22 protein-coding genes and 1 tRNA gene are annotated in these 23,501 nt (G+C 69.9%); 10 read left to right on the top strand and 13 right to left on the bottom strand.

Annotated features, from left to right (window positions below; all coding sequences use genetic code 11):
* The first annotated feature begins 97 nt into the window (after positions 1-97).
* Together IE195_RS03705 and IE195_RS03700 are read left to right on the top strand one after the other, a co-directional pair.
* Positions 98-562: an ATP-binding protein gene (locus IE195_RS03705; RefSeq protein ID WP_373295626.1), complete on the top strand. Its 465-nt coding sequence runs from the start codon at positions 98-100 to the stop codon at positions 560-562.
* Entirely contained in the window at positions 559-945 is a 387-nt protein-coding gene (locus IE195_RS03700) for a hypothetical protein (RefSeq protein ID WP_191267917.1), read from the top strand. The genes IE195_RS03705 and IE195_RS03700 overlap by 4 nt, the downstream gene beginning before the upstream one ends.
* Before the next feature lie 102 nt (positions 946-1,047).
* Here the strand turns inward: IE195_RS03700 and IE195_RS03695 are convergent, their stop codons facing one another.
* The 4 genes from IE195_RS03695 to IE195_RS03680 all read right to left on the bottom strand — a co-directional run bounded on the left by IE195_RS03695 (position 1,048) and on the right by IE195_RS03680 (position 5,717).
* A complete protein-coding gene (locus tag IE195_RS03695) occupies positions 1,048-2,370 on the bottom strand; it encodes a dihydrolipoamide acetyltransferase family protein (RefSeq protein ID WP_191267916.1) in 1,323 nt (440 codons plus the stop codon).
* 12 nt (positions 2,371-2,382) lie between these two features.
* Positions 2,383-3,396, bottom strand: coding sequence for an alpha-ketoacid dehydrogenase subunit beta (locus tag IE195_RS03690; protein WP_191267915.1), 1,014 nt, complete (start codon positions 3,394-3,396; stop codon positions 2,383-2,385).
* A 16-nt stretch (positions 3,397-3,412) separates the two neighbouring features.
* Positions 3,413-4,513: a pyruvate dehydrogenase (acetyl-transferring) E1 component subunit alpha gene (gene pdhA / locus IE195_RS03685; RefSeq protein WP_191267914.1), complete on the bottom strand. Its 1,101-nt coding sequence runs from the start codon at positions 4,511-4,513 to the stop codon at positions 3,413-3,415.
* Positions 4,514-5,039: 526 nt separating this feature from the next.
* Positions 5,040-5,717 carry a GntR family transcriptional regulator gene (locus IE195_RS03680; RefSeq protein ID WP_191267913.1) on the bottom strand — a complete coding sequence of 226 codons (678 nt, stop codon included), beginning with the start codon at positions 5,715-5,717 and terminating at the stop codon, positions 5,040-5,042.
* Between the two features lie 744 nt (positions 5,718-6,461).
* On the opposite strand from IE195_RS03680, the gene IE195_RS03675 reads away from it, so the two are divergent.
* Together IE195_RS03675 and IE195_RS03670 are read left to right on the top strand one after the other, a co-directional pair.
* The gene (locus IE195_RS03675) at positions 6,462-7,211 is read left to right on the top strand and encodes a phosphatase PAP2 family protein (protein WP_191268074.1); all 750 of its coding nucleotides are present in this window, start codon (positions 6,462-6,464) and stop codon (positions 7,209-7,211) included.
* 341 nt (positions 7,212-7,552) lie between these two features.
* Positions 7,553-9,502, top strand: a complete 1,950-nt coding sequence (locus tag IE195_RS03670; protein ID WP_191268073.1) for a heavy metal translocating P-type ATPase — start codon at positions 7,553-7,555, stop codon at positions 9,500-9,502.
* A 323-nt stretch (positions 9,503-9,825) separates the two neighbouring features.
* Here the strand turns inward: IE195_RS03670 and IE195_RS03665 are convergent, their stop codons facing one another.
* The 4 genes from IE195_RS03665 to IE195_RS03650 all read right to left on the bottom strand — a co-directional run bounded on the left by IE195_RS03665 (position 9,826) and on the right by IE195_RS03650 (position 13,919).
* Positions 9,826-10,212, bottom strand: a complete 387-nt coding sequence (locus IE195_RS03665; protein ID WP_191267912.1) for a DUF1304 domain-containing protein — start codon at positions 10,210-10,212, stop codon at positions 9,826-9,828.
* Positions 10,213-10,437: 225 nt separating this feature from the next.
* Positions 10,438-11,109 carry a response regulator gene (locus IE195_RS03660; protein WP_017579350.1) on the bottom strand — a complete coding sequence of 224 codons (672 nt, stop codon included), beginning with the start codon at positions 11,107-11,109 and terminating at the stop codon, positions 10,438-10,440.
* Positions 11,110-11,331: 222 nt separating this feature from the next.
* A complete protein-coding gene (locus IE195_RS03655; RefSeq protein WP_191267911.1) occupies positions 11,332-12,861 on the bottom strand; it encodes an amidase in 1,530 nt (509 codons plus the stop codon).
* 26 nt (positions 12,862-12,887) lie between these two features.
* Positions 12,888-13,919, bottom strand: coding sequence for a D-2-hydroxyacid dehydrogenase (locus IE195_RS03650; RefSeq protein WP_191267910.1), 1,032 nt, complete (start codon positions 13,917-13,919; stop codon positions 12,888-12,890).
* Between the two features lie 300 nt (positions 13,920-14,219).
* On the opposite strand from IE195_RS03650, the gene IE195_RS03645 reads away from it, so the two are divergent.
* From IE195_RS03645 to IE195_RS03630, 4 genes are all read left to right on the top strand, one after another.
* Positions 14,220-14,702 (top strand): DUF3830 family protein, encoded by a 483-nt coding sequence (locus tag IE195_RS03645; RefSeq protein ID WP_191268072.1) that lies wholly within the window; start codon positions 14,220-14,222, stop codon positions 14,700-14,702.
* A gap of 67 nt (positions 14,703-14,769) precedes the next feature.
* Positions 14,770-15,615 (top strand): maleate cis-trans isomerase family protein, encoded by an 846-nt coding sequence (locus IE195_RS03640; protein ID WP_191267909.1) that lies wholly within the window; start codon positions 14,770-14,772, stop codon positions 15,613-15,615.
* Positions 15,616-15,653: 38 nt separating this feature from the next.
* Positions 15,654-16,403 (top strand): maleate cis-trans isomerase family protein, encoded by a 750-nt coding sequence (locus tag IE195_RS03635; protein WP_191267908.1) that lies wholly within the window; start codon positions 15,654-15,656, stop codon positions 16,401-16,403.
* A gap of 78 nt (positions 16,404-16,481) precedes the next feature.
* Positions 16,482-17,201, top strand: coding sequence for a GntR family transcriptional regulator (locus IE195_RS03630; RefSeq protein ID WP_191267907.1), 720 nt, complete (start codon positions 16,482-16,484; stop codon positions 17,199-17,201).
* Between the two features lie 23 nt (positions 17,202-17,224).
* Here the strand turns inward: IE195_RS03630 and IE195_RS03625 are convergent, their stop codons facing one another.
* From IE195_RS03625 to IE195_RS03615, 3 genes are all read right to left on the bottom strand, one after another.
* Complete coding sequence (locus IE195_RS03625) at positions 17,225-17,686, bottom strand: Fic/DOC family protein (RefSeq protein ID WP_225942587.1); 462 nt, start codon at positions 17,684-17,686, stop codon at positions 17,225-17,227.
* Between the two features lie 11 nt (positions 17,687-17,697).
* Positions 17,698-18,144: an antitoxin VbhA family protein gene (locus IE195_RS03620; protein WP_191267905.1), complete on the bottom strand. Its 447-nt coding sequence runs from the start codon at positions 18,142-18,144 to the stop codon at positions 17,698-17,700.
* A 72-nt stretch (positions 18,145-18,216) separates the two neighbouring features.
* Positions 18,217-19,680 carry an NAD-dependent succinate-semialdehyde dehydrogenase gene (locus tag IE195_RS03615; RefSeq protein ID WP_191267904.1) on the bottom strand — a complete coding sequence of 488 codons (1,464 nt, stop codon included), beginning with the start codon at positions 19,678-19,680 and terminating at the stop codon, positions 18,217-18,219.
* 159 nt (positions 19,681-19,839) lie between these two features.
* On the opposite strand from IE195_RS03615, the gene IE195_RS03610 reads away from it, so the two are divergent.
* Positions 19,840-21,090 (top strand): aspartate aminotransferase family protein, encoded by a 1,251-nt coding sequence (locus IE195_RS03610; RefSeq protein WP_191267903.1) that lies wholly within the window; start codon positions 19,840-19,842, stop codon positions 21,088-21,090.
* 149 nt (positions 21,091-21,239) lie between these two features.
* A tRNA-Arg gene (locus IE195_RS03605) sits at positions 21,240-21,315 on the top strand.
* A 211-nt stretch (positions 21,316-21,526) separates the two neighbouring features.
* On the opposite strand, the gene IE195_RS26055 is transcribed toward IE195_RS03605, so the two are convergent.
* Both IE195_RS26055 and IE195_RS03595 read right to left on the bottom strand, forming a co-directional pair.
* Positions 21,527-21,937, bottom strand: a complete 411-nt coding sequence (locus tag IE195_RS26055; RefSeq protein ID WP_225943714.1) for a GNAT family N-acetyltransferase — start codon at positions 21,935-21,937, stop codon at positions 21,527-21,529.
* Between the two features lie 371 nt (positions 21,938-22,308).
* Positions 22,309-23,412, bottom strand: coding sequence for a helix-turn-helix transcriptional regulator (locus tag IE195_RS03595; RefSeq protein ID WP_191267901.1), 1,104 nt, complete (start codon positions 23,410-23,412; stop codon positions 22,309-22,311).
* Positions 23,413-23,501: the final 89 nt, after the last annotated feature.

Genomic DNA, 23,501 nt, shown 5'->3' with positions numbered 1-23,501 from the left:
CCGTAGCCGGGGCAACCAAGAGAAAAGCTCTGGCGGGTGCACCCACACCCCCAGAGCAGGCCGACAAGACCATCCATCAAGAAAGCGAGTTGTCGACATGACCATTGTGCCCCACGTGAGCCCTGCCCGCTGGCAGGCGCGGATCTATCCCGGAAACCTCGCCCAGATGAGCACCGTCCGCGCGGACCTGCGCGCCGACCTGGCCGGGTTCGGGGAGGACCTGGCGGAGGCCGCCGTCCTGTGCGGGAGCGAGATCGTGGCCAACGCGATCGAGCACAGCCGGTCGGGAGCCCCGGACGGCCGGGTGCTGCGGGCGCTCTTCGCCCCGCAGCCGGGCGTACTGCGCCTTGTGGTCGTTGACGACGGAACCCGCGAGTCCTCGCCGGAGATCCCGGATCGCTCGGCAGGGGACTGGCTGAGCGCCGAACGCGGCCGGGGCCTGTTGCTGGTGGACGTGCTCGCCGCCAGGTGGGGCACCTACCCGGTCGTGCCCTTCCCGTTCTGCTCGGACCTGGGCACGGCCGTCTGGGCCGAGTTCGCGCTGGGCGGTGGTGACCGGTGACCACGGTCGAGACGAGGGTGCGGTCGGTCCTGGACGCCCCCCGGGGCCACCGGTTCTCCCGGACCCCCGCACCGGTGCGGGAGAACCGGCAGGTCCGCGAACAGCACCTCCTGCGGCAGATGGCGGGCAACCCGAAGGTCGCCCACCGGTTGGAGCACGGCGTCCTACCCGGGTGGATGCGCGTGGCGAAGGAACACGGGGGATCGGAGGAACGGGAGGCCGGGCGAGCGGGTGTGATCGAACCCGAGCCCGAACCCACTCCGCTCCCGCGCGGTCGTCATCGCCGCACCCCGCGCCGCTGGCACGGCTGGGCCGTTCCGAGCTACGGGGCGGTGCTGGTCGCGGGGATGATGATCGGCCAGCTCGCCAGGCTGGTCCTTTAGCCGAACCTCTGTCCACAGGCTGTGGACAACCTGTGGCGGTCCGCGCCGACGCAGGACGCCCCGGCCGGAAGGGACCCGGCCGGGGCGTCGCGTACGGAGTCGCTACAGGATGATCCGCATGGGCTCTTCCAGGATCTCCGCGAGTTCCTTCAGGAAGGCGGCGCCCACGGCACCGTCGACCGCGCGGTGGTCCACCGAGAGCTCCAGCGCGATGCGGTTGCGCACCTGCACCTCGCCGTCCACCACCACCGGCTCCTGGCGCATGGCGCCCACGGCCAGGATGGCGGCCTCCGGCGGGTTGATCACCGCCGAGAAGCTGTCCACGCCGAACATGCCCAGGTTGGACACGCTGAACGTGCCACCGCTCATCTCCTGCGGCTTGAGCTTGTTGTCCCGGGCCTTGCCCGCCAGCTCACGCGTGTTCGTGGAGATCTCCGACAGGGTCGCCTTGTCGGTGTCGTGCAGCACCGGCACGACCAGACCGGCGTCCACGGCGACCGCCACACCGACGTTGATCCGGTTGTGCTGGACCAGGTTGTCGTCCACCCAGGAGGTGTTGACCGCGGGGTGCAGCTTGAGCGCGGTGGCGCAGGCCTTCACGATCAGGTCGTTGAAGCTGACCTTCACACCCGTGCTGGAGAGCTGCTCGTTGATCTGGCCGCGGAAGGCCTTGAGCGGCTCGGCGTCGATCGCCCGGCGCAGGTAGAAGTGCGGGACCGTCTGCTTGCTCTCGGTCAGACGGCGCGCGATCACCTTGCGCACGTTGCTGGTCTTGACCTGCTCCGAGTCGCGCCCGTCGTCGAAGGACGGAGCCGTCTGCGCCTTGGCGGCGGCGGGCTTGTCCTGCTTCTCCTCGGCGGCCGGAGCCGACTCGGTGGCCGGACCCTCCTTGGCGGCGGCCTCGATGTCGGCGCGCACGATCCGGCCCTTGGGCCCGGACCCCTTGATCTTCGTGATGTCCAGGCCGTACTCCTTGGCCAGCCGACGGGCCAGCGGGGAGGTACGGGGGCGGTCCGCGGGGGCGTCACCGCCGCCGGCGGGGGCCGACGGAGCGGCGGACCCGGACTCGGCGGGCTTCTCCTCGCCCTCGGGAGCCTCCTCCGCGCTCTCCTTCTCCTCGTCGGCCTCGTCCTCCTTCTTCTCCGAAGCCGGAGCGGAGGGCGTGCCGGAGTCCTCGGGCACCGCGTCCGGGGAGTCGGCGATGAAGCCGATGACCTCGCCGATCGGGACGGTGTCGCCCTCGGAGGCGTTCTGCTTGACGAGGTAGCCGTCCTCGTAGGCCTCGTACTCCATGACGGCCTTGTCGGTCTCGATCTCGACCAGCACGTCACCGGAGGCGACCTTGTCCCCCACCTTCTTGACCCAGGTGGAGATGACGCCTTCCTCCATGGTGTCGGAGAGGCGCGGCATGTGGATCTCGCTCATTGACTACTCCCTCTACCCGACCCGTTTGCCGACGGCGCTCAGGGTCTCCTTGATCACGGTGCTGATCGACTCGACCGACGGCAGAGCGGCGGTCTCCAACGGCTTGGCGTAGGGCATGGGCACCTCGGCCATGGCCACCCGGCGTACCGGGGCGTCCAGGTAGTCGAAGGCCCCTTCCTGGATCGATGCGGCGATCTCCGCGCCGATCCCGTAGGTGAGCCAGTCGTCCTCGCAGATCACCGCGGCACCGGTCTTCTTGACCGAGTCCACGAAGGTCTGCCGGTCGAGGGGGCGCAGGCTGCGCAGGTCCACGACCTCGACGCTGATGTCCTCCTCGGCCAGCTTCTCGGCGACCTGGTTCGCGACCGTGGCCATCCGGGAGTAGCCGATCAGGGTGATGTCGCTGCCCTCGCGGGACACGCCGGCGCGACCGATGGTCGCGACCTCGTCGCAGGAGGCCTCGGCGTAGTCCTCGGGGACCTCGCCCTTGGAGTTGTACAGGCCCAGGTTCTCCAGGAACAGGACCGGGTCGTCGTCGCGGATGGCCGCCCGCAGCATCGAGGAGGCCTCGGCCGGGGTGCTGGGAGCCATCACCTTGAGGCCGGGGATGAAGGAGTAGAACAGCTCGATGTTCTGCGAGTGCGTCGCGCCGAGCTGTTGGCCGCCGCCTCCGGGGGTGCGGATGACCATGGGGACGCTGGTCTGGCCCCCGAACATCCCGTAGATCTTGGCGGCGTGGTTGATGATCTGGTCGATGGCGATCAGGGAGAAGTTGATCGTCATCAGTTCCACGACCGGGCGCAGGCCCAGCATGGCGGCGCCGACGGCGGCACCGACGAAGCCCTCCTCGGCGATCGGGGTGTCCTTGACCCGCCGGGGGCCGAACTCCTTGAGGAGCCCCTCGGTGATCTTGTAGGAGCCCTCGAAGACGCCGATCTCCTCGCCGATCACGAGGACGTTCTCGTCGCGCACCATCTCGGCCCGCAGGGTGTCCCGCAGGGCCTGGCGGTAGGTGATCACGGACATGTGAGTGGTTCCTTCCCTATTCCGCGAACACCGGGTCGGCGGGCATGCGCCGCGACTCGTTCGGCACCGGAGTGGCGTAGGTGTAGTCGAAGAGCGTGGACACGTCCGGCTTCGGGCTGTTCTCCGCGAAGTCGGCGGCCTCGGTGACCTCGGCCTTGACCGAGGCGGCGATCTCCTCGCGCAGGTCGTCGGTGAGGATCCCGGCCTTGGTCAGCCGCTCGTCGAAGATCGCGACCGGGTCGTTCTCCTCGGAACGGGCCTCGTCGCGCTGCTCGTCGGTGCGGTACTTGGCCGGGTCCACCACGGAGTGGCCCTTCTGCCGGTAGCTCCACGCCTCCAGCAGGAAGGGCGTCTGCTCCTCGCGTGCGCGCTCGACCAGCCGGGTCGCGGTGTCGCGGACGGCCAGGACGTCACGGCCGTCGACGCGCTCGCCCTCGATGCGGAAGGCGGATCCGCGCTTGTGCAGCTCGGGCTCGGCGGAGGACATGTCCACGGTGGTGCCCATGCCGGTGAAGTTGTTGATCACCACGAAGACGATCGGCAGGTTCCACAGCTTGGCGATGTTGAGGGACTCGTGCCAGGCGCCGATGTTGGTGGTGCCGTCGCCCATCTGGCACATGACGACCTCGTCGCCGCCGCGGTAGGTGACGGCGAGCGCCGCACCGGTGGCCAGGGGGAGCTGGCCGCCGACGATGCCGTAGCCGCCGAGCATGCGGGTCTCGGTGTCGTACATGTGCATGGAGCCGCCCCAGCCCTTGGAGACGCCGTCGGCGCGTCCGTAGAGCTCGGCCATGACCCGCTTGGGGTCCATGCCCTTGCCGATCGCGTACCCGTGGTCACGGTAGTTCGTGAACAGGTAGTCGCGCTCCTGGAGTGCGGTCATCAGGCCGACGACGGTGGCTTCCTCGCCGAGGTTGAGGTGACAGTAACCGCCGATGCGGGCCTGGGTGTAGGCCTGCCCGGTGCGCTCCTCGAAGCGTCGGACGAAGAGCATCTGGCGGTAGTAGTCGAGGAGGGTCTCCGGTTTCTCGTTGCCGAGGCCGGTGTCCTTGCGGCCCCGGCGCCGGGACGCGGAGCCCCGGGCGGTGCCGCCCTTCGGCTTGGCCGTGTCAGCCATGGTGTGCCTTTCTACGTGCGCGTGAGGCCTCGCCGCCCCGGCCTGTGGGCCGGGTGGTGTGACCCGCCAGGGACCCGCTGTCGGGCGTGGTCCTGGCGTGTGCCGCCGCCGGGCTCATCGGCGGCGGCACTGTGGCTGTTGCGGGGCGCGTCCGGGGCCGGGCCGTGGCTGGGCCCGGTTTCGGACGCGAAGCGATGCGGGTCGCGTGTGCAGTTGTCGCGCAGGTAACCCTTGACGGCATTGCTTCCCGGTCTGGAGTGCCGTAAGCATTCGCCGGGAGGCCGTCCGAGTTCGTTCACCGGCCGGATGAACGACCCCGTACCACCAGGGATACGCGCGTGCGGAGCTGTGACGTGCGTCGCGCACACTCTACGGTCTGATCGATGATCGATCAATACAACATTACGGCAGATACCCGAAGTTTGGTGCAAAGCACCAGGTGATGGCGGAATGCCAGCGTGCGGGGCGTAGGAGGGGCCCGGCCAGCGGTCGGCCGGGCCGACGGGCCAGGGTGGCCGGGCGGGCGTCAGTGACTGCCCTCGTGGGTCTTGAGCGCCGCCTCGACGTAGTTCAGGACGTGGTCGCTGAGCATCTGGCCCACGGCCGGATCCCCCTCCCGGAAAGCCTGCGTGATCTGCGCGTGGTCGGCCGCCTTGGCGTGCAGTTCCATGTTGAGCCAGCGCACCGACAGGGCCGTCCACACCTCCACGCCCAGGGACTCCCAGGTGTGCAGGAGCACGCTGTTGTCGGCGGCCCGCACGACCTCGCGGTGGAACTCCACGCTGTGCCGGATCTGTTCGGTGACGTCCCCCCGGGCGGTGGCCCGCTGCAGTGCCTCCACCTCGCGTTCGAGGGAGGAGGGGTCCCCGGCCAGACGCGGGGCGGCCAACTGTGCCGCCACCAGCTCTAGACCGGCGCGGACCGGGTAGATCTCTGCCATGTCCTGGACACCGAAGGCCCTGACCCTGGCCCCCTTGTTCGGCACGGTTTCGATGAGCCGCAGAGTCTCCAGCTCGCGGAGGGCCTCACGAACCGGTGCCTGGCTGACCCTGAGCTCCGTCGCGACCCTGCGTTCCACGATGCGTTCGCCGGGCTGCCACCGTCCGGACAGCAGACCCTCGACCAGTACCTGCCGGATCTGCTCCCGCAACGGCTCACGAGCCAGTTTCGAGGGGTCGTCCGGCAACTGTGGGAGGTCGACCATCCAGGGCCCTTCCGTTTTCCGGCCCGCGTACGACCAGTACACGGGCCCGCACACTCCAGCGTCTGACAGGCTCCTTGAAGAGTGCCACACCTGCGCGGGTCGACCGGACGGTCGGCCTCGAACAGCTAACGGAAGCCTCACGAACCGGTCGCTCCCGAGTGAAGTGCGGCGGTACCGGGGGTGGTCTCAGGGCAAAGTCCGAGGTGGAAGGGTCACACTTGGCCCGCGGAACCACCAATGAGGGGAAGTGTCCGGGTAGGCTCGCATGTTGGCAACATCCACCCCGAAGCCGTGCGGGACGTCACCCGCGTCACGGCGACGGGCTCACGAGAGCGCACTGACCCGCGCTGACCGACCGAACCGAAGCGGTGACGGGCGCCAACGAGGGCGCCACTGTCGACCAGTTCCGTTCCCTGGAAGTCGAGCCTGCGCAGGGCCGGTCACGAACGCCGTGAACCAGTCCGAAGGTTCGACCGTCGAACGAGGGTGTAGGGGGCAAGCCCCCCGGTACGTTACCAACACCCCGTGTCGGCCCCGGGAACGTCAGGACCAGTCCCAACAACCTCGGCTAGCCCGTCCCCCACGCCTCAGCAGTGCCACAGGCAAGCCCACAACATGTGAGACAGCACTGAGCACATGACGCAACCTTCGCGGACCCGGCACGCGCGGTCCAGACAGTCGAAAACGCCGCACGAGCCGGAGCAGCGCAAGCCCGAGCCCGGCCCCTACAGCGGTCCCATTCCCGTGGTGCGAGCCAAGGAGTACGCGCCGGGGCCACCCGTCGTGCGCGCCGTCAAGTGGCCGAGTGTGAGCGAGATCGCGTGGGGGCTCGCCTCGGACCGGATCGCGATCATGCTCTTCGTCGCGCTGATCGTCATGACGATGCTGGCCGCGGGTCCGCTCCATCCGGTGGACAACTTTCTGAACGAGTTCCACCGGCCCTACTGGGACGCCCTGCGCGAGCCGCTGATCTTCTGGCCCGACAACGTCGCCTCCCGTTACGTCGCCCTGCCGGTCCTGGGCGTGACCACGCTCCAGCTGGCCTACTGGCACCGGAGTTGGCGACCGATCATCCTGGGGGCGGGCGGCGTCTTCGGCATGATGTCGATGGTCTCCGTGATGAAGCTGCTGTTCAGCCGGGGCCATGCCAAGAACTACGACCCCGACTTCTTCGCCGGGGCGGGCAACGTCGCCTTCCCCTCCGGGCACGGGGCCAACGCGATCCTCATCTACGGGCTGGTGCTGTTCCTCATCATCAGGTTCGGCGCGGCCCGGCCGCACATCATCAAGCGGTTGGCCTACTGCATCGTGGGCATCGCGATCCTCCAGTCGACCGTCTCGATCTACCTGCACTTCCACTGGTTCACGGACCTGGTGGCCGGGATGATCGCGGGCGGGTTCGCGCTGAGGCTCACGATCCGCCTGGACCGGATGATCCCGCACGGGCACACCGTCCAGTGGTGGCCCTGGTACGGCAGGGGGGCCGGGGTCTAGCTCCCGGCCGGGAACACGCACAGGAACGCCCGTCGTCGTCCGGCGGGCGTTCCCGTGTGTCCGGGCCCTTCCGTGTCCGGGACCGTGGGCTCGCGGGCCTTGCCTGAAATACCCATAGGGGGTATGTCTGTCACAAGGGCGCGCGGACCGGGCGGGCGTCCCCGGCTCAGATACCCCTCAGAGGTATTTTCGGACAGGGAGGGAATCAGATGAGTACAGGACGGCGCGGCTCCGAACACACCGAACACCGGGAGGACCACGGAAGCCGGCAGGACCACGGGGACCCCGGGACCCGCGGTGAACACGGCGGAGGCCACGGCGGGCACGGCGACCACGCGGCGATGTTCCGCACCAGGTTCTGGTGGAGCCTGCTCCTGAGCGTCCCCGTGGTGTTCACCAGCCACATGATCTCCGGATGGCTCGGCTACCACGTCCCCGACGCCCTCACCTGGGTGCCTCCCCTCCTGGGCACGGTCGTCTACCTCTACGGCGGATGGCCCTTCCTCGCCGGGGTCCCGGGGGAGCTGCGCGAACGCAGCCCCGGGATGATGACCCTGGTCGCGATGGCGATCACCGTGGCCTTCGGTTCGAGCATGCTCGCCACCCTCGGCGTGGTGGGATCGGGGCTCGACTTCTGGTGGGAGCTCGTCCTGCTGGTCGTGGTGATGCTCCTCGGGCACTGGCTGGAGATGCGCGCCCTCGGCCAGGCCTCCGGGGCGCTGGAGGCCCTCGCCGCACTCCTGCCCGACCAGGCGGAACGGGTCGGCTCGGACGGGGAGGTCGAGGAGGTCGCCATCGCGGACCTGCGCGCCGAGGACACCGTCCTGGTCCGCTCCGGCGGCCGGGTCCCCGCCGACGGCACCGTCGTCCGGGGCCGCGCCGCCGTGGACGAGTCGATGATCACCGGGGAGTCCCGCACCGTCACCCGCTCCGAGGGCGACCGCGTGGTCGCCGGAACCGTAGCCACCGACTCCTCCGTCCGGGTCAGGGTGGACGCGGTAGGCGAGGACACCGCGCTCGCCGGGATCCAACGCCTGGTCACCGAGGCCCAGGAGTCGAAGTCGCGCTCACAGGCCCTGGCGGACCGGGCCGCCGCCCTGCTGTTCTGGTTCGCCCTCACCGCCGCGGTCATCACCGCCGTGGTCTGGGGCCTGCTGCTCGGCGACGGCGGCCAGGCGGTCGAACGGACCGTCACCGTTCTGGTCATCGCCTGCCCGCACGCCCTGGGGCTGGCCATCCCGCTGGTCATCGCGATCTCCACGGCCCTGTCCGCCCGCAACGGCATCCTGGTCAAGGACCGGTTGGCGCTGGAGCGCACCCGCCTGGTGGACACGGTGCTCTTCGACAAGACCGGCACCCTGACCAAGGGCGCGCCCGCGGTCAGCGACACCGCGGCCACCGGGGAGGAGTCCGCCGAGCGCGTGCTGGCCCTGGCCGGGGCGGTGGAGGCCGACTCCGAGCACCCGCTCGCCAGGGCCGTCGTCCGCGCCGCAGGGGAGGCCGGGCCGGTGCCCGAGGCCTCGGACTTCCGCTCCCTCACCGGACGGGGCGTCCAGGCCGCCGTCGAGGGGACCGAGGTGTACGTCGGCGGCCCCGCGCTCCTGGAGCACCTGGACCTCGCCGAGCCCGACACCCTCGCCGAACGCACCCGCCCCTGGCGGGAACAGGGTTCGACCGTCCTGCACGTCGTCGTGGACGGGGCCGTGGCCGGTGCCCTGGCCCTGGCCGACGAGGTCCGACCCGAATCGGCCGCCGCCGTCCTGCGCCTCCAGGAACAGGGGGTGCGTGTGGCCATGGTGACCGGTGACGCCCGCAACGTCGCCGACGCCGTCGCCGCGAAACTGGGGCTGGACGAGGTGTTCGCCCAGGTCCTCCCGGACCAGAAGGACGCCGTCGTCCGCGACCTCCAGGAGCGCGGGCGCCGGGTCGCCATGGTCGGTGACGGGGTCAACGACGCCCCGGCGCTGGCCCGCGCCGACGTGGGCATCGCGATCGGGGCCGGGACCGACGTCGCCATCGAGTCCGCCGGGGTGGTGCTGGCCTCGGACGACCCGCGCGGGGTGGTGTCGGTGCGCCGGCTGTCCCGGGCGGGCTACCGGAAGATGATCCAGAACCTCGTGTGGGCGGCGGGCTACAACATCGTGGCCGTACCGCTGGCCGCCGGTGTCCTGGCGCCCGTCGGGTTCGTGCTCGCCCCCGCCGTGGGTGCGGTGCTGATGAGCCTGTCGACCATCATCGTCGCGCTCAACGCCCAGCTCCTCCGCGGGCTGGACCTGCGCCCCGGAGACTGACCGGGCTCTGGTGCCGGTGTCCCGCTTCCCCGTCTGCCGGGCGGGGCCAGAACAACGGCGTGACTTCCGGCACCGCGCCTGGCAGCATCTGAGGAGCCGTGGCCCCACTCTTGTAGCGGGAGAGGGCTCACGGCTCAGGCCGCCGCCTCGACCGGTTACGAGGCGGCGGCCGCCCGTCCTCCGGCGCCCGTGCGGGCGGGGCCGGATGTTTCACGTGAAACGTTCACCGCTCTCACCTGCGTGTTCGTGAACCCCTCCCGGGGGAGGGGCCGCGGGCAGTGAGCGCCGGGCCCGGGACCGCCCCGCTCACGCCTCGGCGGCCCCTACCCCAGGAGCCCGAGGGTCAGCAGGACCACGCCCGCCAGGGGCGGGACGAGCTGGATCAGCGCGGGACGGAGCTTGTCCGGCGAGGAGACGGCGAGCACCGTTCCGGCCAGCACCATCGAACCCGCGCCGGCGTACACCAGGGCGGCCCCGGCGCCCGTGGCCCCCGCGCCCGTGAGCACGGTGCCCACGACCACGGCCACCGCCAGGAAGAGGTTGTAGAACCCCTGGTTGAACGCGAGTTCCCGGGTCGCCCGGGCACCCTCCTCCGTCGTGCCGAACACCGCCCGACCGCGCGGGGACGTCCACAGGAGCGACTCCAGGACGAAGATGTACACGTGGACGAGCGCGCCCACGAGCGCGAACGCCAAACCGATGATGACCATGACCGGAGCTTAGGGCAGCGGCCCCTCCTCCGGGCGGACCCCGGAGCGCCGGTGTCGGTACGCGCGCGGCCCGGGCGGCCACGGGTCGGCGGGAGGGATCCGTCGACCGTTCAGCCGTCGAGCCGGTACCCCGTGCCCCGTACCGTCACGATGCGCTCCGAACCCGCCTTGCGGGCCCAGCGCGGCGCGGAGGCCCGGGAAGGGGCGCCCTGGTAGGGGGCCGCCCTAGTAGCGGCGGCCGCGGAGTTCGGCGACCAGGACCGCGGCCTGGGTGCGGCGCTTCAGGTCCAGCTTGGCCAGCAGCGCGGACACGTAGTTCTTGACGGTCTTCTCGGCCAGGTACAGCCGCTCGCCGATCTGCCGGTTGGTCATGCCCTCGCCGATCAGGTCGAGGATCTGCCGCTCCTGCGGGGTCAGCTCCGCCAGCGGGTCCGGTTCGGCCTGGGCGCCGCGCAGCCGCTCCAGCATCGCCCCGGTGCTGCCCGAGTCCAGCAGGGAGCCGCCCGCGGCGACCGTGCGCACCGCGCCGACCAGGTCGGCGCCGTGGATCTGCTTGAGCACGTAGCCGGCGGCACCGGCCATGACGGCGTCGTAGAGGGCGTCCTCGTCGGCGAAGGACGTGAGCATCAGACAGGCGATCTCGGGGTGGTCGGAGCGGATCTCCCGGCACACCTGGACGCCGGAGCCCCCGGGCAGCCGCACGTCGAGCACGGCGACGTCGGGCAGGACGACGGGGATCCGTGCCAGCGCCTGCTCGGCGGTCCCGGCCTCACCCACCACGGTCATGTCGTCCTCGGTCTCCAGCAGCGCGGCCACACCGCGCCGGACGACCTCGTGGTCGTCGACGAGGAAGACCCTGATCTGCTTCCGAGCACCCTCGGCCCCACCGCCAGTCATCTCTCTCCCTCATCCCGCGTTCGCGCGCACGTGACACCCCTTCGAGGAAGACGTTAACGCCTGCGGGGGGTCCAGCGGGGGCCTTAGGGCACCGAACTCCCCGGGCAAAGGTCCTGGAATCGGACAAAAATCCTGCCCGGGGAGTAACGTGCCTGATCACGGCCGGTGCGTGTGTGACTACCGTCGCCCTATCGTCACCATCTCGTCACCGTCCACCGCGGGTCACGGCCGCCGCGCGGCCCAGGGGCGGGCGAGTTCGTAGGCGCGGCAGGCCCGCAGCACGCGTGCGTCGGAGTGGCGGGGGCCCACCACCTGGAGGCCGATGGGCAGCCCCGAACCGCTGAACCCGCAGGGCACGCTCGCGGCGGGCTGCTGGGTCATGTTGAACGGGTAGCTGAACCCGGCCCAGGACGTCCACCGCCGCCCGGAGAGCTCCGGCGGCGACTCCAGCCCGGCCTCGAAGGCCACGATCGGCATGGTCGGCGTCAGCAGCAGGTCGTAGGTCTCGTGGAATCGGCCCATCCGGGCGCCCATGGCCATGCGCATCGCCATCGCGGTCAGGTAGTCCTGCGCCGAGTAGGTGAGGCCCTCCTCGATGATCTCCCGCAGACCGGGGTCCTGGAGTTCGCGCTCCCGCTCGGTGAGCTTCTCCGTGGCCTTGGCCGCACCCGAGTACCAGAGCACGTGGAACTGGTCCACGGACTCCGGCAGGCCCGGGTCCGCCTCCTCCACGTCGGCGCCCAGCGACTCGAACACCCGTACCGCCTCGGCGACCGCACGGGCCACCTCCGGGTCCACGTCCAGGCCGCCAAGGGTGGGGCTGTAGGCGATACGCAGCCCCCGGACCAGCTCCTCGGGGTCGTTACCGCGTCCGGCCTCGGCCAGACCGGGCCCCGGTGTCGGCATCGCCATCCAGTCCCGGGAGTCGAAGCCCGAGATCACGTCCAGCATCAGCGCCATGTCGCCCACGGTCCGCGTGATCGGCCCGGTGTGCGCCAGCGACCCGAACGGGCTCGCCGGGTAGTGCGGGACCAGGCCCCAGGTGGGTTTGATCCCGCAGACCCCGCTGAAGCTGGCCGGTATCCGGATGGAACCGCCCCCGTCGGTCCCGGTGGCCAGCGGGCCCATCCCGGCCGCCACCGCGGCCGTCGCGCCCCCGCTGGAGCCGCCGGGGGTGGTGGACAGGTCCCACGGGTTGCGGGTGATCCCGGTGAGCGGGTTGTCGGTGACGCCCTTCCAGGCGAGCTCCGGGGTGGTGGTCTTGCCGACGAAGACCGCCCCCTGCTCGCGCATCCGGGCGACCACCGGCGAGTCCTCCTGCCAGGGGCCCTCCTGCGAGGAGGTCACCGAGCCCTTGAGGGTGGGCCAGCCCTTCGTCAGGTGGATGTCCTTGACGGAGGCGGGCACCCCGTCGAGCCTCCCGGAGGGCTCGCCGCGCCGCCACCGCTCGGCGGAGGCGCGGGCCGCCTCCCGGGCCTCCTCCGGGCGCACCAGGCAGAAGGCGTTCAAAGCGGGGTTGTCCTGCTCGATGCGTTCGAGCACCGCCTCCACCGCCTCCACCGGGGAGAGCTCCCCGGTGGAGTAGGCGTGCAGGAGTTGTTCGGCGGACAGGTCGGCCGGTGTCACAGGATCTCCGGAGCGCGCCGACGGGACGCCGCGTGCGGCCCCCGCCTCGGCCCCGGCGAATCCTTCGGCCGCACCGACGGCCGCACCAGCGTTGTCGGTCTCGGCCCGGTCGGAACGGATCGTCACTTCAGCCTCCCAAGTCACGCGAGGGGTCAGCCGGGTACGTAGCCCCGGCTCTTGTCCACGACGTTGCACAGTTCCCGCCCGTCCAGGTAGCGGGCGAGGTTGTCCAGGAACAGCTCCACCAGGTCGTCGCGCCAACCGACCACGTCACCGGACATGTGCGGCGAGACGACGGATCCGGGCAGGCCCCACAGCGGGCTGATGGCCTTGAGCGGTTCCCGTTCGAAGACGTCCAGTGCCGCTCCGGCGATCGAGCCCCGGTCCAGGGCGTTGACCAGGTCGGACTGGACGACGATGGGGCCGCGGGCCACGTTGACCAGCCGCGCGGTCGGCTTCATCAGGTCGAGGAAGCTCTGGTCGACCAGGCCCTGGGTGGCCTGGGTCAGCGGAGCGGCGATCACCACGTAGTCGGCCTCGGGGAGCTCGCCGCGCAGGGTGCGCCCGCCGTTGTCGGCCCGCTCGGCCAGGCTGGACTCGGCGACGTGGCCGAAGTCGGGGTCGCCGTCCCGGGCGTGGCTGCCCGAGCCGCGGACGTCCATGCCGACGGCACGGAGTTTGCGGGCGATGGCGCGGCCGATGGGCCCGGTGCCGACCACCAGGGCGCGGGCGCCCGCCACCCGCTCGGTCTCACGGTGCTTCCACTGGCGTTCCCGCTGGTAGTCCCAGCTGCGGTGGAAGTCCTTGGCGAAGGAGACGACCTGCCCGAGGACGTACTCGGCGATGTGCTCGTCGAACACCCCGCGCGAGTTGGTGACGACGACGCCGCTCTCCACCAGACCGGGGAACATCAGGTTGTCCACGCCGGTGGTGGCGGCGTGCACCCACCCCAGGGAGTCGGCCTTGGGCCAGGCGGAGGACAGCGCCTCGGTGAACAGGTCCCACACGAGCAGGGCGTCGGCGCCGGGGAGCCTGGCGGACAGTTCGTCCGCGGTGGTGTAGACGACCTCGCCGAGGCCGGGGTGGTCGTCGATGCGTTCGTGCCCCGGCGGAAGGTCGTCCCCCCGGAGGACGAGGAGGCGCGGGCGTTCGGGGGCGGAAGGGGTGGTGCTGGAACTGTTCACGGGCGCGCGCTTTCCGGTTGCGACGGTTGACTGCCTTGCCGTCGGGAGGTGAGGGTCCGCCCTGCACGGGAAACGCTAGGGAGCCGTCATAGGATTGTCAACAATCCACAAAAGGGCTGTTTCCGCATCAAAGGGCGCGACATGCCCGCCCGACGCCGGAGGGATACCCGTGCACCCGGGGGTCTATTGCCGCCTTCGGCATGTTGATCATAAGATTGTCGACAATCAACGCTCTCGTGACCCAGTCGGCCGACCAGGATCCCCGCCCACCCGTCGAAGGGACTCCACGTGCCCAGGTACATGACCGTCACACTCGCCGAACGCGGGGTCTCCTGCGTGGCCGAGCTGCTCGACAAGGACGCGCCCCGCACCTGCGACGCGGTGTGGAACGCCCTCCCGCAGGGCGGCGCCGTCCAGCACGCCAAGTACGCGCGCAACGAGGTCTACACGATGGTGCCGAGGTTCGCCGACCCCGAACCGGGCCAGGAGAACCCCACCGTCACCCCGATCCCCGGCGACCTCGTCTACTTCTCCTTCGACGGAGGCATGCTCGACCGCAGCTTCAAGGAGGACAAGGGCATCGACCACCTGCCCGGGGTCATCGACCTCGCCCTCTTCTACGGCCGCAACAACCTCCTGCTCAACGGGGACGTGGGCTGGGTGCCCGGCAACGTGTTCGGCACCGTCGTCGAGAACCTCCCCGCCATGGCCGAGGCGTGCAACGACGTCTGGCGCTCCGGCAGCGTCGGCGAACGGCTCCTGTACGAACGGCTCGACCGCTGACCGGCCCCACCGGACGACAGCCCCACCCGACACCCCGAGAGAGCACCCCCTGGGAGGTGAGTGACCGATGCGGACCGAGGGAAACCGACCGGAGCACGGCGCCGAACACGCGCCCCTGCAGGCGACCGCACCCGTACCCGAGCAGACCGTCCCGCGCGGGGCCGTCGAACTGTCCGGGGCGATGCTGACCCCGTGGCAGGCGGGGATCGGCGTGATCGCGCCCTACGACTTCGCGCTCGACCGCGAACTGTGGCGGTGGGCACCCGACGACGTCTCGCTGCACCTCACCCGCCTGCCGTACGTGCACGTCCCGGTGACGGTCGACCAGGCCGCCGCCCTCAGCAGGGGCAAGGGCGTGACCAGGGCGGTCAGGGCGCTCCTGGCCCCCGAACCCCTGGCCGTCGGCTACGCCTGCGCCTCGGGCAGCTTCGTGCACGGCGCGGCGGGCGAACGGGAACTCCACCGGACCATGCTGGCCGCGGGCGCCCCGGCCGCGGTCACCACCTCGGGGGCGCTCATCCGGGCCCTGAGAACCCTGGAGGCGGACCGGATCGCCGTGGTCACCCCCTACGTGGACAGCGTGACCGAACGACTCCTCGGCTACCTCGCCGAACACGGCGTGGGCGTCACCTCCAGCGTCGGACTCGGCCTGCTCAGCCACATCTGGCGGGTCACCTACGCCGAGGTCGCCCGGGCGGTGCACGAGGTGGACCGCCCGGACGCGCAGGCCGTGTACATCAGCTGCACCAACGTCCTCACCTACGACATCATCGCGCCCCTGGAACGGGAACTGGGTAAACCGGTGATAGCGGCCAACCAGGTCACCATGTGGGACCTGCTGCGGGCCGCCGACCGTCGGGCCGTGGCCCACGGACAGCGACTGCTCGACGTGGCGGCGCCCAGCGCCGCCTGACCGCCGCCAGGGAGGGCGCCCGCGCCCGGAGGAGAACCATGACCCGTGTCGGAATCCTGTACCCAGGCCACAGTGCCGAAGACGACTACAAGACCTTCGCGTCGGTACTCGGCGGGGACGTCGAACTCCCCGTGGTGCACACGCTGATGCGCGAGGACGCCCACCGGGTGGACGCCCTGCTGGACGTCGGCAGCGAGGGCGTGCTCGCCGAGGGCGCCCGGGAGCTCGCCGCGCTGGAGGTCGACTCCGCGGTCTGGGCCTGCACGAGCGGAAGCTTCGTGTACGGCTGGGAGGGCGCCCGGGAGCAGGTCCGGGGGGTGCGCGAGGCCGCGGGCGTCGCGGCCTCCAGCACGTCCTTCGCCTTCGTGCACGCGCTGCGACAACTGCGCCTGTCCCGGGTCGCGGTCGCCGCCACCTACCCGGACGACGTCGCCCGGCACTTCGCGGAGTTCCTCGCCGCGGCGGGCGTCACCGTGCTGTCCACGGCCAGCCACGGCATCGCCACCGCCGCCGAGGTGGGCCGCCTCGACCCCGACGACGCGCTCGACTTCGCCATCTCCAACGACCACCCCCGGGCCGAGGCCGTCCTCGTCCCGGACACCGCCCTGCACAGTGCCGACCTGATCGAACCGATGGAGGCCCTCCTGGGCAAGACCGTCCTCACCGCCAACCAGGTGAGCGTCTGGGAGGGCCTCCGGCTCGCGGGCCGGGGCGCGGCCAGACCCGGCCCCGGCACCCTGTTCCGCTCCGGCGCCTCCGTGGTCAGGAGCGCCTTCGACGGGGGGTAGAGCGTGTACCCGCCGTGCATGCCCTAACCTCGGGGCCTGCCGATCCGTCCGTGTACGTCCCCATCCGAAGGGAACCCCATGTCAGCCCCAGGCCAGCTCAGACCCGTCCCCAGACGGTCCACCGCCGAGCTGATCGCCGACCAGCTGAGATCCGCGATCATGTACGGCTCCCTCGCGCCCGGGGACCAGCTCGGCGAGGCCGAACTGGCGGGTCGGCTGGGTGTCAGCCGGGGGCCGCTCCGCGAGGCCATGCAGCGCCTGGTCCAGGAGGGGCTGCTCCGCAGCGAACGGCACCGGGGCCTGTTCGTCCGCGAGCTCACCCCCGACGACGTCCGGGACGTCTACGTGGCCCGCCTCGCGGTGGAACGGACCGCCTGCGAGCTGATCATGCGGGGCAACCGGGGCGAGGCCCTGGCCCGCCTCACCCCCGCGGTGGACCGGCTGGCCGAGGCCGCGGCCAGCGGGGACCGGACCGCGATGAGCGACGCCGACCAGGAGTTCCACCAGACCCTGGTCAGCTGCGCGGGCAACTCGCGACTGGAGCGGATGGCGCAGACACTGCTGGTGGAGACCCGCATGTGCCTGACGGTGATGCAGGACGTCTACCCCGAACCCGAGGAGCTGCTGGAGGAGCACCGCCGCATCCTGGACGCGATCGTCGACGGGGCCGAGGGCCGCCTCCTGACGCTGATCGAGTCGCACATGTTCGACACCGTCGCCCGCATCAACGCCGATGCCCCGGCCGAGGCCGAGCTTCCGGCCGACGACGGGGCCCCGGCTCCGGAGACCGAAGTCTGACAGCGGAGGGCTCTGCCGTCGGATCAGGCAGGCCCTTCGACGAGTTCGTCCAACAGGGCGAGGAGAGGGCCGTGCTCCCCTCGGCTCAGACTCACCGCGGACGCCTGGTCGTTACGCTCACTGTCCAGGCGTTCCCAGGCGGTTCTGTAACCAGCCTCCCGCGCGAGCTGACCAACGAATGCCCGCTGTGCGCGCCCGTTTCCCTCACGGAACAGGTGCAGTGCGTTCAGGTCACCGTAGAACTCAGTGAGGGCGGGTACGAATTTCTCACGTCCGAGTCCGCGGAGATGGTCCTGTCCGGCCAGCCGCTCAAAGATGTCGGTCGCATAGCGCTGGATGTTCTGGACAGGGCAGAACCAGGTCCCCTTGGCGATGTTCACGGTTCTGATCTGTCCTGCCCACGGGTACAGATCCGTGAAGATCTCCTTATGGAAGCGGCACAGGTGCGCGAGGTCGTAGCCGCCGGGCACGGGGTGGTCGGCCAACCTACGCAGGTTCAGTAGTGAGAGGTCGTCCTCGTATCGTCCGAGGAGGTCTGGATCGAGGATATGGAAGCGGTTCCTGAGGACGCCTGTCCCTGGATAGCAGTAGGGGTCGTTGTCCATTGATGAGCGCGTTCCAGTATCCGGTCTCGTGCCTCGTCATAGGTGATCTCGCCCGCAGCGGCACGCTCCACGTCGTTGACGGCCCCGGGGGAGGGGGCGCCGCCCTCGGCGCGGACGGACATGAGGGCGGCTTCCGTCTCCCTGCGCTGAATGTGCTCCTCGTAGACCCGGAGCAGGGTTTCGTACTCCTGGACCGAGATGAGCACCCCCTGGGGTTTGCGGTAGGCGCCCACCGCCACAGGGGCGCTCTCCGGTTCGGAGGACAACCTGGTGAGGAGCTCGGAGAGTCTGGTGCGGGCCTCGTCCACTCCGATGGTGCTGAGAATTCTCGCGCTCATCCCCCCATTGTACGTGTGGAGCGCCCGATGTCGGGTCATATCTCGTACGAGATATGACCCGACATAAGGGATTCAGAGCCCGCCGATACCCACGTACTTGGTGTCCAGGAACTCGTCGATGCCCACGCGGCCGCCCTCGCGGCCCAGCCCGGAGTGCTTGACCCCGCCGAACGGGGCCGCCGGGTTGGACACCACCCCCTGGTTCAGGCCGACCATGCCGGTCTCCAGGGCCTCGCTGACCCGCATCGCCCGGTTCAGGTCCTGGGTGTACAGGTAGCTGACCAGGCCGAACTCGGTGTCGTTGGCGGCCCGGACCGCCTCCTCCTCGGTGTCGAAGGAGAGCACCGGCGCCACCGGGCCGAAGATCTCGGTGGTGGACAGCTCCGCGGCGAACGGCACGTCGGCCAGCACCGTCGGCTGGTAGAAGTGCCCCGGGCCCTCGCCGGGGCCGCCGCCGACGAGCACGCGCGCGCCCCGCTCGACGGCGTCGTCCACCAGACCCTGGACCTTGTCCCTGGCCTTCTCGTCGATGAGCGGGCCCACGTCCGTGCCGTCCTCCAGGCCCCGGCCCAGGCGCAGCGCGCCCATGCGTTCGCTGAGCCGGCGGGAGAACTCCTCGGCGATCCCGGACTGCGCGTAGATCCGGTTGGCCGCCGTGCAGGCCTCACCGATGTTGCGCATCTTGGCGAGCATCGCCCCGTCCACCGCGGCGTCCAGGTCGGCGTCGTCGAACACCAGGAACGGCGCGTTCCCGCCCAGTTCCATGGAGGTGCGCAGGACCTGGCCCGCGCTCTGCTCCAGCAGCTTCCTGCCCACGGCGGTGGACCCGGTGAAGGAGACCTTGCGGATCCGGCCGTCGGTGAGGAGGGGCTCGGTGATCCCGCCGGGGTCGGTGGTGGGCAGGACGCTCAGCACGCCCTCGGGGAGGCCTGCCTCACCGAGGATGCCGGCCAGGGCCAGCGCGGACAGGGGGGTCTGCTGGGCGGGCTTGAGGATCATCGTGCACCCGGCGGCGATGGCGGGGCCGATCTTGCGGGTGCCCATCGCCATGGGGAAGTTCCAGGGGGTGATCAGCATGCAGGGGCCGACCGGCTGGCGCATGACGAGGAAGCGCGACTTGCCGTCCGGTGAGGTGGCGAACCCGCCCTCGATCCGCACGGCCTCCTCGGCGAACCAGCGGAAGAACTCGGCGGCGTAGGCGATCTCGCCGCGCGCCTCGGCGAGCGGCTTGCCCATCTCCAGGGTCATGAGGACCGCCAGGTCCTCCTGGCGCTCCATGAGCAGCTGGTAGCTCCTGTACAGGATCTCGCTACGCTCGCGGGGCGCGGTCCCGGCCCACTCCGGCTGGGCCCGCGCGGCCGCGTCCAGGGCGTGCAGGCCGTCCTCCTTGCCCGCGTCCGCGATCTCGCACAGCACCTTCCGGTTCGAGGGGTCCTCGACCCCGAAGGTGGCGCCGGAGGAGGAGTCCTGCCACTTCCCTGCCAGGAAGAGCCTCTTCTCCACCTGCTCGACGACCCGTGCTTCGCGATCCGACATGTTGTCTCCTCCGTCGACGGGCCGCCCCGGTATGGGCGGCCTGTGGTCAGAACTGCCCGACGTGCGCCCGCTGGACACCGCCACGCCCCGGATGTTTCCATAGCAGCGTCGATTGTCAACAATCCTACGGAACCTGATACACGGAATTGAGGCCATCGCATGGCGGAGCTCTCCCCGGCCCTCAAGCAGGCGACCCCGGTCGTCGCAGCACGAGGCGAGGGTGTCCACATCTACGACGAGGACGGCCGTCGCTTCCTGGACTTCACCGCAGGGATCGGCGTCACCAGTACCGGACACTGCCACCCGAAGGTGGTCGCCGCCGCCCAGGAACAGGTCGCGACGCTCATCCACGGCCAGTACACCACCGTGATGCACCGCCCCCTGCTCCGACTCACCGAGCGGCTCGGCGAGGTCCTGCCCGAGGGGCTCGACCGGCTGTTCTACGTGAACTCCGGCAGTGAGGCCGTGGAGGCCGCGCTCCGCCTGGCCCGCCAGGCCACCGGCCGCCAGAACGCCGTGGTCTTCCAGGGCTCCTTCCACGGGCGCACCATGGGCGCCGCCTCGCTGACCACCTCCGGGGTCAAGATCCGCGCCGGGATCGGCCCGCTCGTCCCCGGGGTCGTGGTCTCGCCCTTCCCGTACGCCTACCGGCTCGGCATGACCGAGGAAGAGGCCGTCGACTACGCGCTGCGCGAGCTCGACTACCAGTTCGCCACGGTGACCTCCCCCAAGGACACCGCCGCCGTGTTCATCGAGCCCGTCCTCGGCGAGGGCGGCTACGTGCCCGTCCCCGACGCCTTCCTCCAGGGTCTGCGCGAGCGGGCCGACCAGCACGGGTTCCTGCTGGTCATGGACGAGGTGCAGACCGGCTTCGGCCGCACCGGCACCTTCTGGGGGCACGAGCCCTCGGGTGTGCGCCCCGACATCGTCATCACTGCCAAGGGTCTGGCCAGCGGTTTCCCGCTCTCCGCCATCGCCGCGCCCGCTTCAGTGATGGAGAAGGCATGGCCGGGCTCCCAGGGCGGCACCTACGGCGGCAACGCCGTCTCCTGCGCCGCGGCCCTGGCCACCCTGGACGTGATCCAGGAGGAGGGCCTGGTGGAGAACGCCGCCCGCCAGGGCGAACGCCTCCAGCAGGGCCTGGCCAAGATCGCCGAGGCCCACCCCGCCATCGGTGACGTCCGGGGCCGCGGACTGATGCGGGCCAACGAGTTCGTGACACCCGACGGCAGCCCCGACGGCGCCGCCGCCGCGCGCGCCCAGCAGGCCGCCGCCCAGAACGGGCTCCTGCTCCTGACCTGCGGCCCCGCCGGAAACGTCGTGCGGTTCATCCCGGCGCTCGTCGTCAACGCCGACCAGGTCGACACCGCCCTCGAACTGTGGGCGGCTTCGGTCGAAGAAGCCACCTGACCAGCCCGGACGCCGCCGGGGACCCGGCGGCGTCCGCATGGCCCGCGTCACACCGGAATATGGCGCGAAGGCACTCCCACACCGTGATAGAGTCGGAGACGTCGCAAGGGAGAGCACAGCTCAACCGGGCGACACACAACTGAAGACCTGCACTCGTAGCTCAATGGATAGAGCATCTGACTACGGATCAGAAGGTTGGGGGTTCGAGTCCTCCCGAGTGCACCACCTTGAGACAGTGGAGCGACCGCCGGGCATGTGAAAACAGCCCGGCGGTCGCTTTTGTGCTGGTCCGAACCCCGCGCCCGAACTGTGAAGACAGCTCGGGCGGCTTCTTCTGTAGCAGGGGTCGAAAAGCCCTCTTCCGGGTCGCGTTGCACATTCATTGCACATGGGTTCTCAGGCCGTGAACACCCGCGTCCGAGCGGCATCCACGGCTTCAGCGACCTAGTCCAGACGGTCCGGGAACAGATGCCCGTGGCGGTCCGGGGCCATGGTCGCGATCGTCTGAAAGCCCGGCGTTCTTCCTCGTGTAGAGACTTCCTCGCCCCACTTCAACGAAACCAAGCGAGTCATAGAGGGGACGTCCCTCATCGGTCGAGACAAGGACGACGTCGTCCCCCTGGCACCAGCGCAGAATCACCGACAACACCGCTCGCGCGATTCCGCGCGAGCGGTGACTCGGTGCGGTGACCAACCAGTAGAGAGCAACCACGCCGCCATGGGCGAAGGTCAGGCAGGCCGAGGCAGGGAAGCCCTGGTCCCGGGCGAGCCACACTCGCCATCCCTCCGTGTCCAGCAGACCGACAGGAAGAACGCATTGAGGTGTGTGGGGTTGACGGGACCGCATGGGGAAGCCGTCCACGATAAGTCGCTCCACCATGACCAGGGTCTTCTCGTCACCCACAGCCACAACGTCAACGCCCGAACGGGATTGTGGCGCAGGTCCTCGACGCACCATGACGGGCCAGCGAACCCGTTTGAATCCTTCTGGGGGCAGAAGCGTCCCGAAGGGATCCTCCAAGTAGACGCGCCCCGGGGCTGATAGAGACGCCGACACGCGGTCCGGGATTTCAGCCGAAGCACATGTGAGGTTGACCCTTGTCTCCAGGGGGTCCTTCGTTCGTAGAACGTCGAACCCGCGATGAGTACTGGCCTCCTCGATCTGGTCCGGCAGGAGGTGTCTCCATGCCTGGGCGTTGTTCCTCGCGTACGCTTCCACTACGTCCATATGCCTCTTTCGCTGCCGTCCGCACCAGTGAAGGGCCAGGTCGTGTTCCTACCATCCGGAGCTTGCACCTCGGTCCGCTCCGAACGCTCGTTGATGACACCCTGACGCACGGCCTCCGCCCCTGCTTGGAACCTGCTGGAGCTACCGAGGGTGGAAACGATTTCCGCGACATAGCGACGAACGGTGCGGACGGACATGCCGAGTTTCTTGCCCACCACCTCGTCGGTATGGCCTTGGTCCAGGAGCAAACAGACGGTTCGATGAATCTCAGTCAATCCATCGGAGGTCTCCCTTGAGGACGAGGGGAGGAAGGACTCTGCCCCTTCCCACACATATTCATAGACGGATCTGAGGAAATCCACCAGCCTTGATTCGGTCAGCACCATTGCACCGGGCGGACAGTCATCGCGACGGGGGTGCGCAACAACGGCGAGTTCAGAGTCGAATATGAACATCCTCCCGAAAAGCTGGGGGGACGTGCGGACCTGTCCACCGACTTCGGTCAGACTTCGAACGTAGGCCTGGGTCGCCAAGTGAGAGGTGGCGGAGTGCTGGTACAGGACCCGGACTCGCACCCCCCGCCTGGCAAGGGAGATATCGTCCTCACGAACCTCGGCGATGGTGGCGGGCGGCCGCCCGCCACCGGGCTGCATGGTGAGGACTTCCTTGCGGCAGGAGCGGGAGGCAGAGCGGACGATGGTCTTCACCTCCTCGGGATCCTCCACGTTCAAAACCCCGTTGGATATGGCCCGATGGGCCTCCAGAAAGTTTTGGTGAGTTGAGCGAAAAGCCCTGATCTGATCCCTCACCCTGACGAGGTCGTTGCGCCTGTCCGTCAGAATCTGCAGTCGGGTTTCGACGACGGACGCCTCTGCGGCTTCGGGACTGACAGGCAGCAGAGGGCTTTCGTCCGAGCCCGTACCCCGGAGAAGCCCGAGCCCGAGTAGCTCGTCACGGGCCCTTCGGAGCTCGCCCACACCTACTGGCAGCCGCTTGACCAGTAACTCCTCGTCATAGTGCCCGCACTCCAAGCACAGTTCATACACAGGAACGATAGGTGTATCCATTCCCACGTCATCGCGGTCGTCCAGCAAGATCAGGCACCTCCTCCCCCGGCGCTGGGATTCGAACCTGACGGAACCACGCCCGGAGTCGCGCTTCTCGCTTGAATCAAGGCAGCACT

It is taken from the genome of Nocardiopsis terrae, assembly GCF_014651695.1.
GTDB classification, from domain to species: domain Bacteria; phylum Actinomycetota; class Actinomycetes; order Streptosporangiales; family Streptosporangiaceae; genus Nocardiopsis; species Nocardiopsis terrae.
This window is presented reverse-complemented; position numbering and strand designations above follow the sequence as displayed.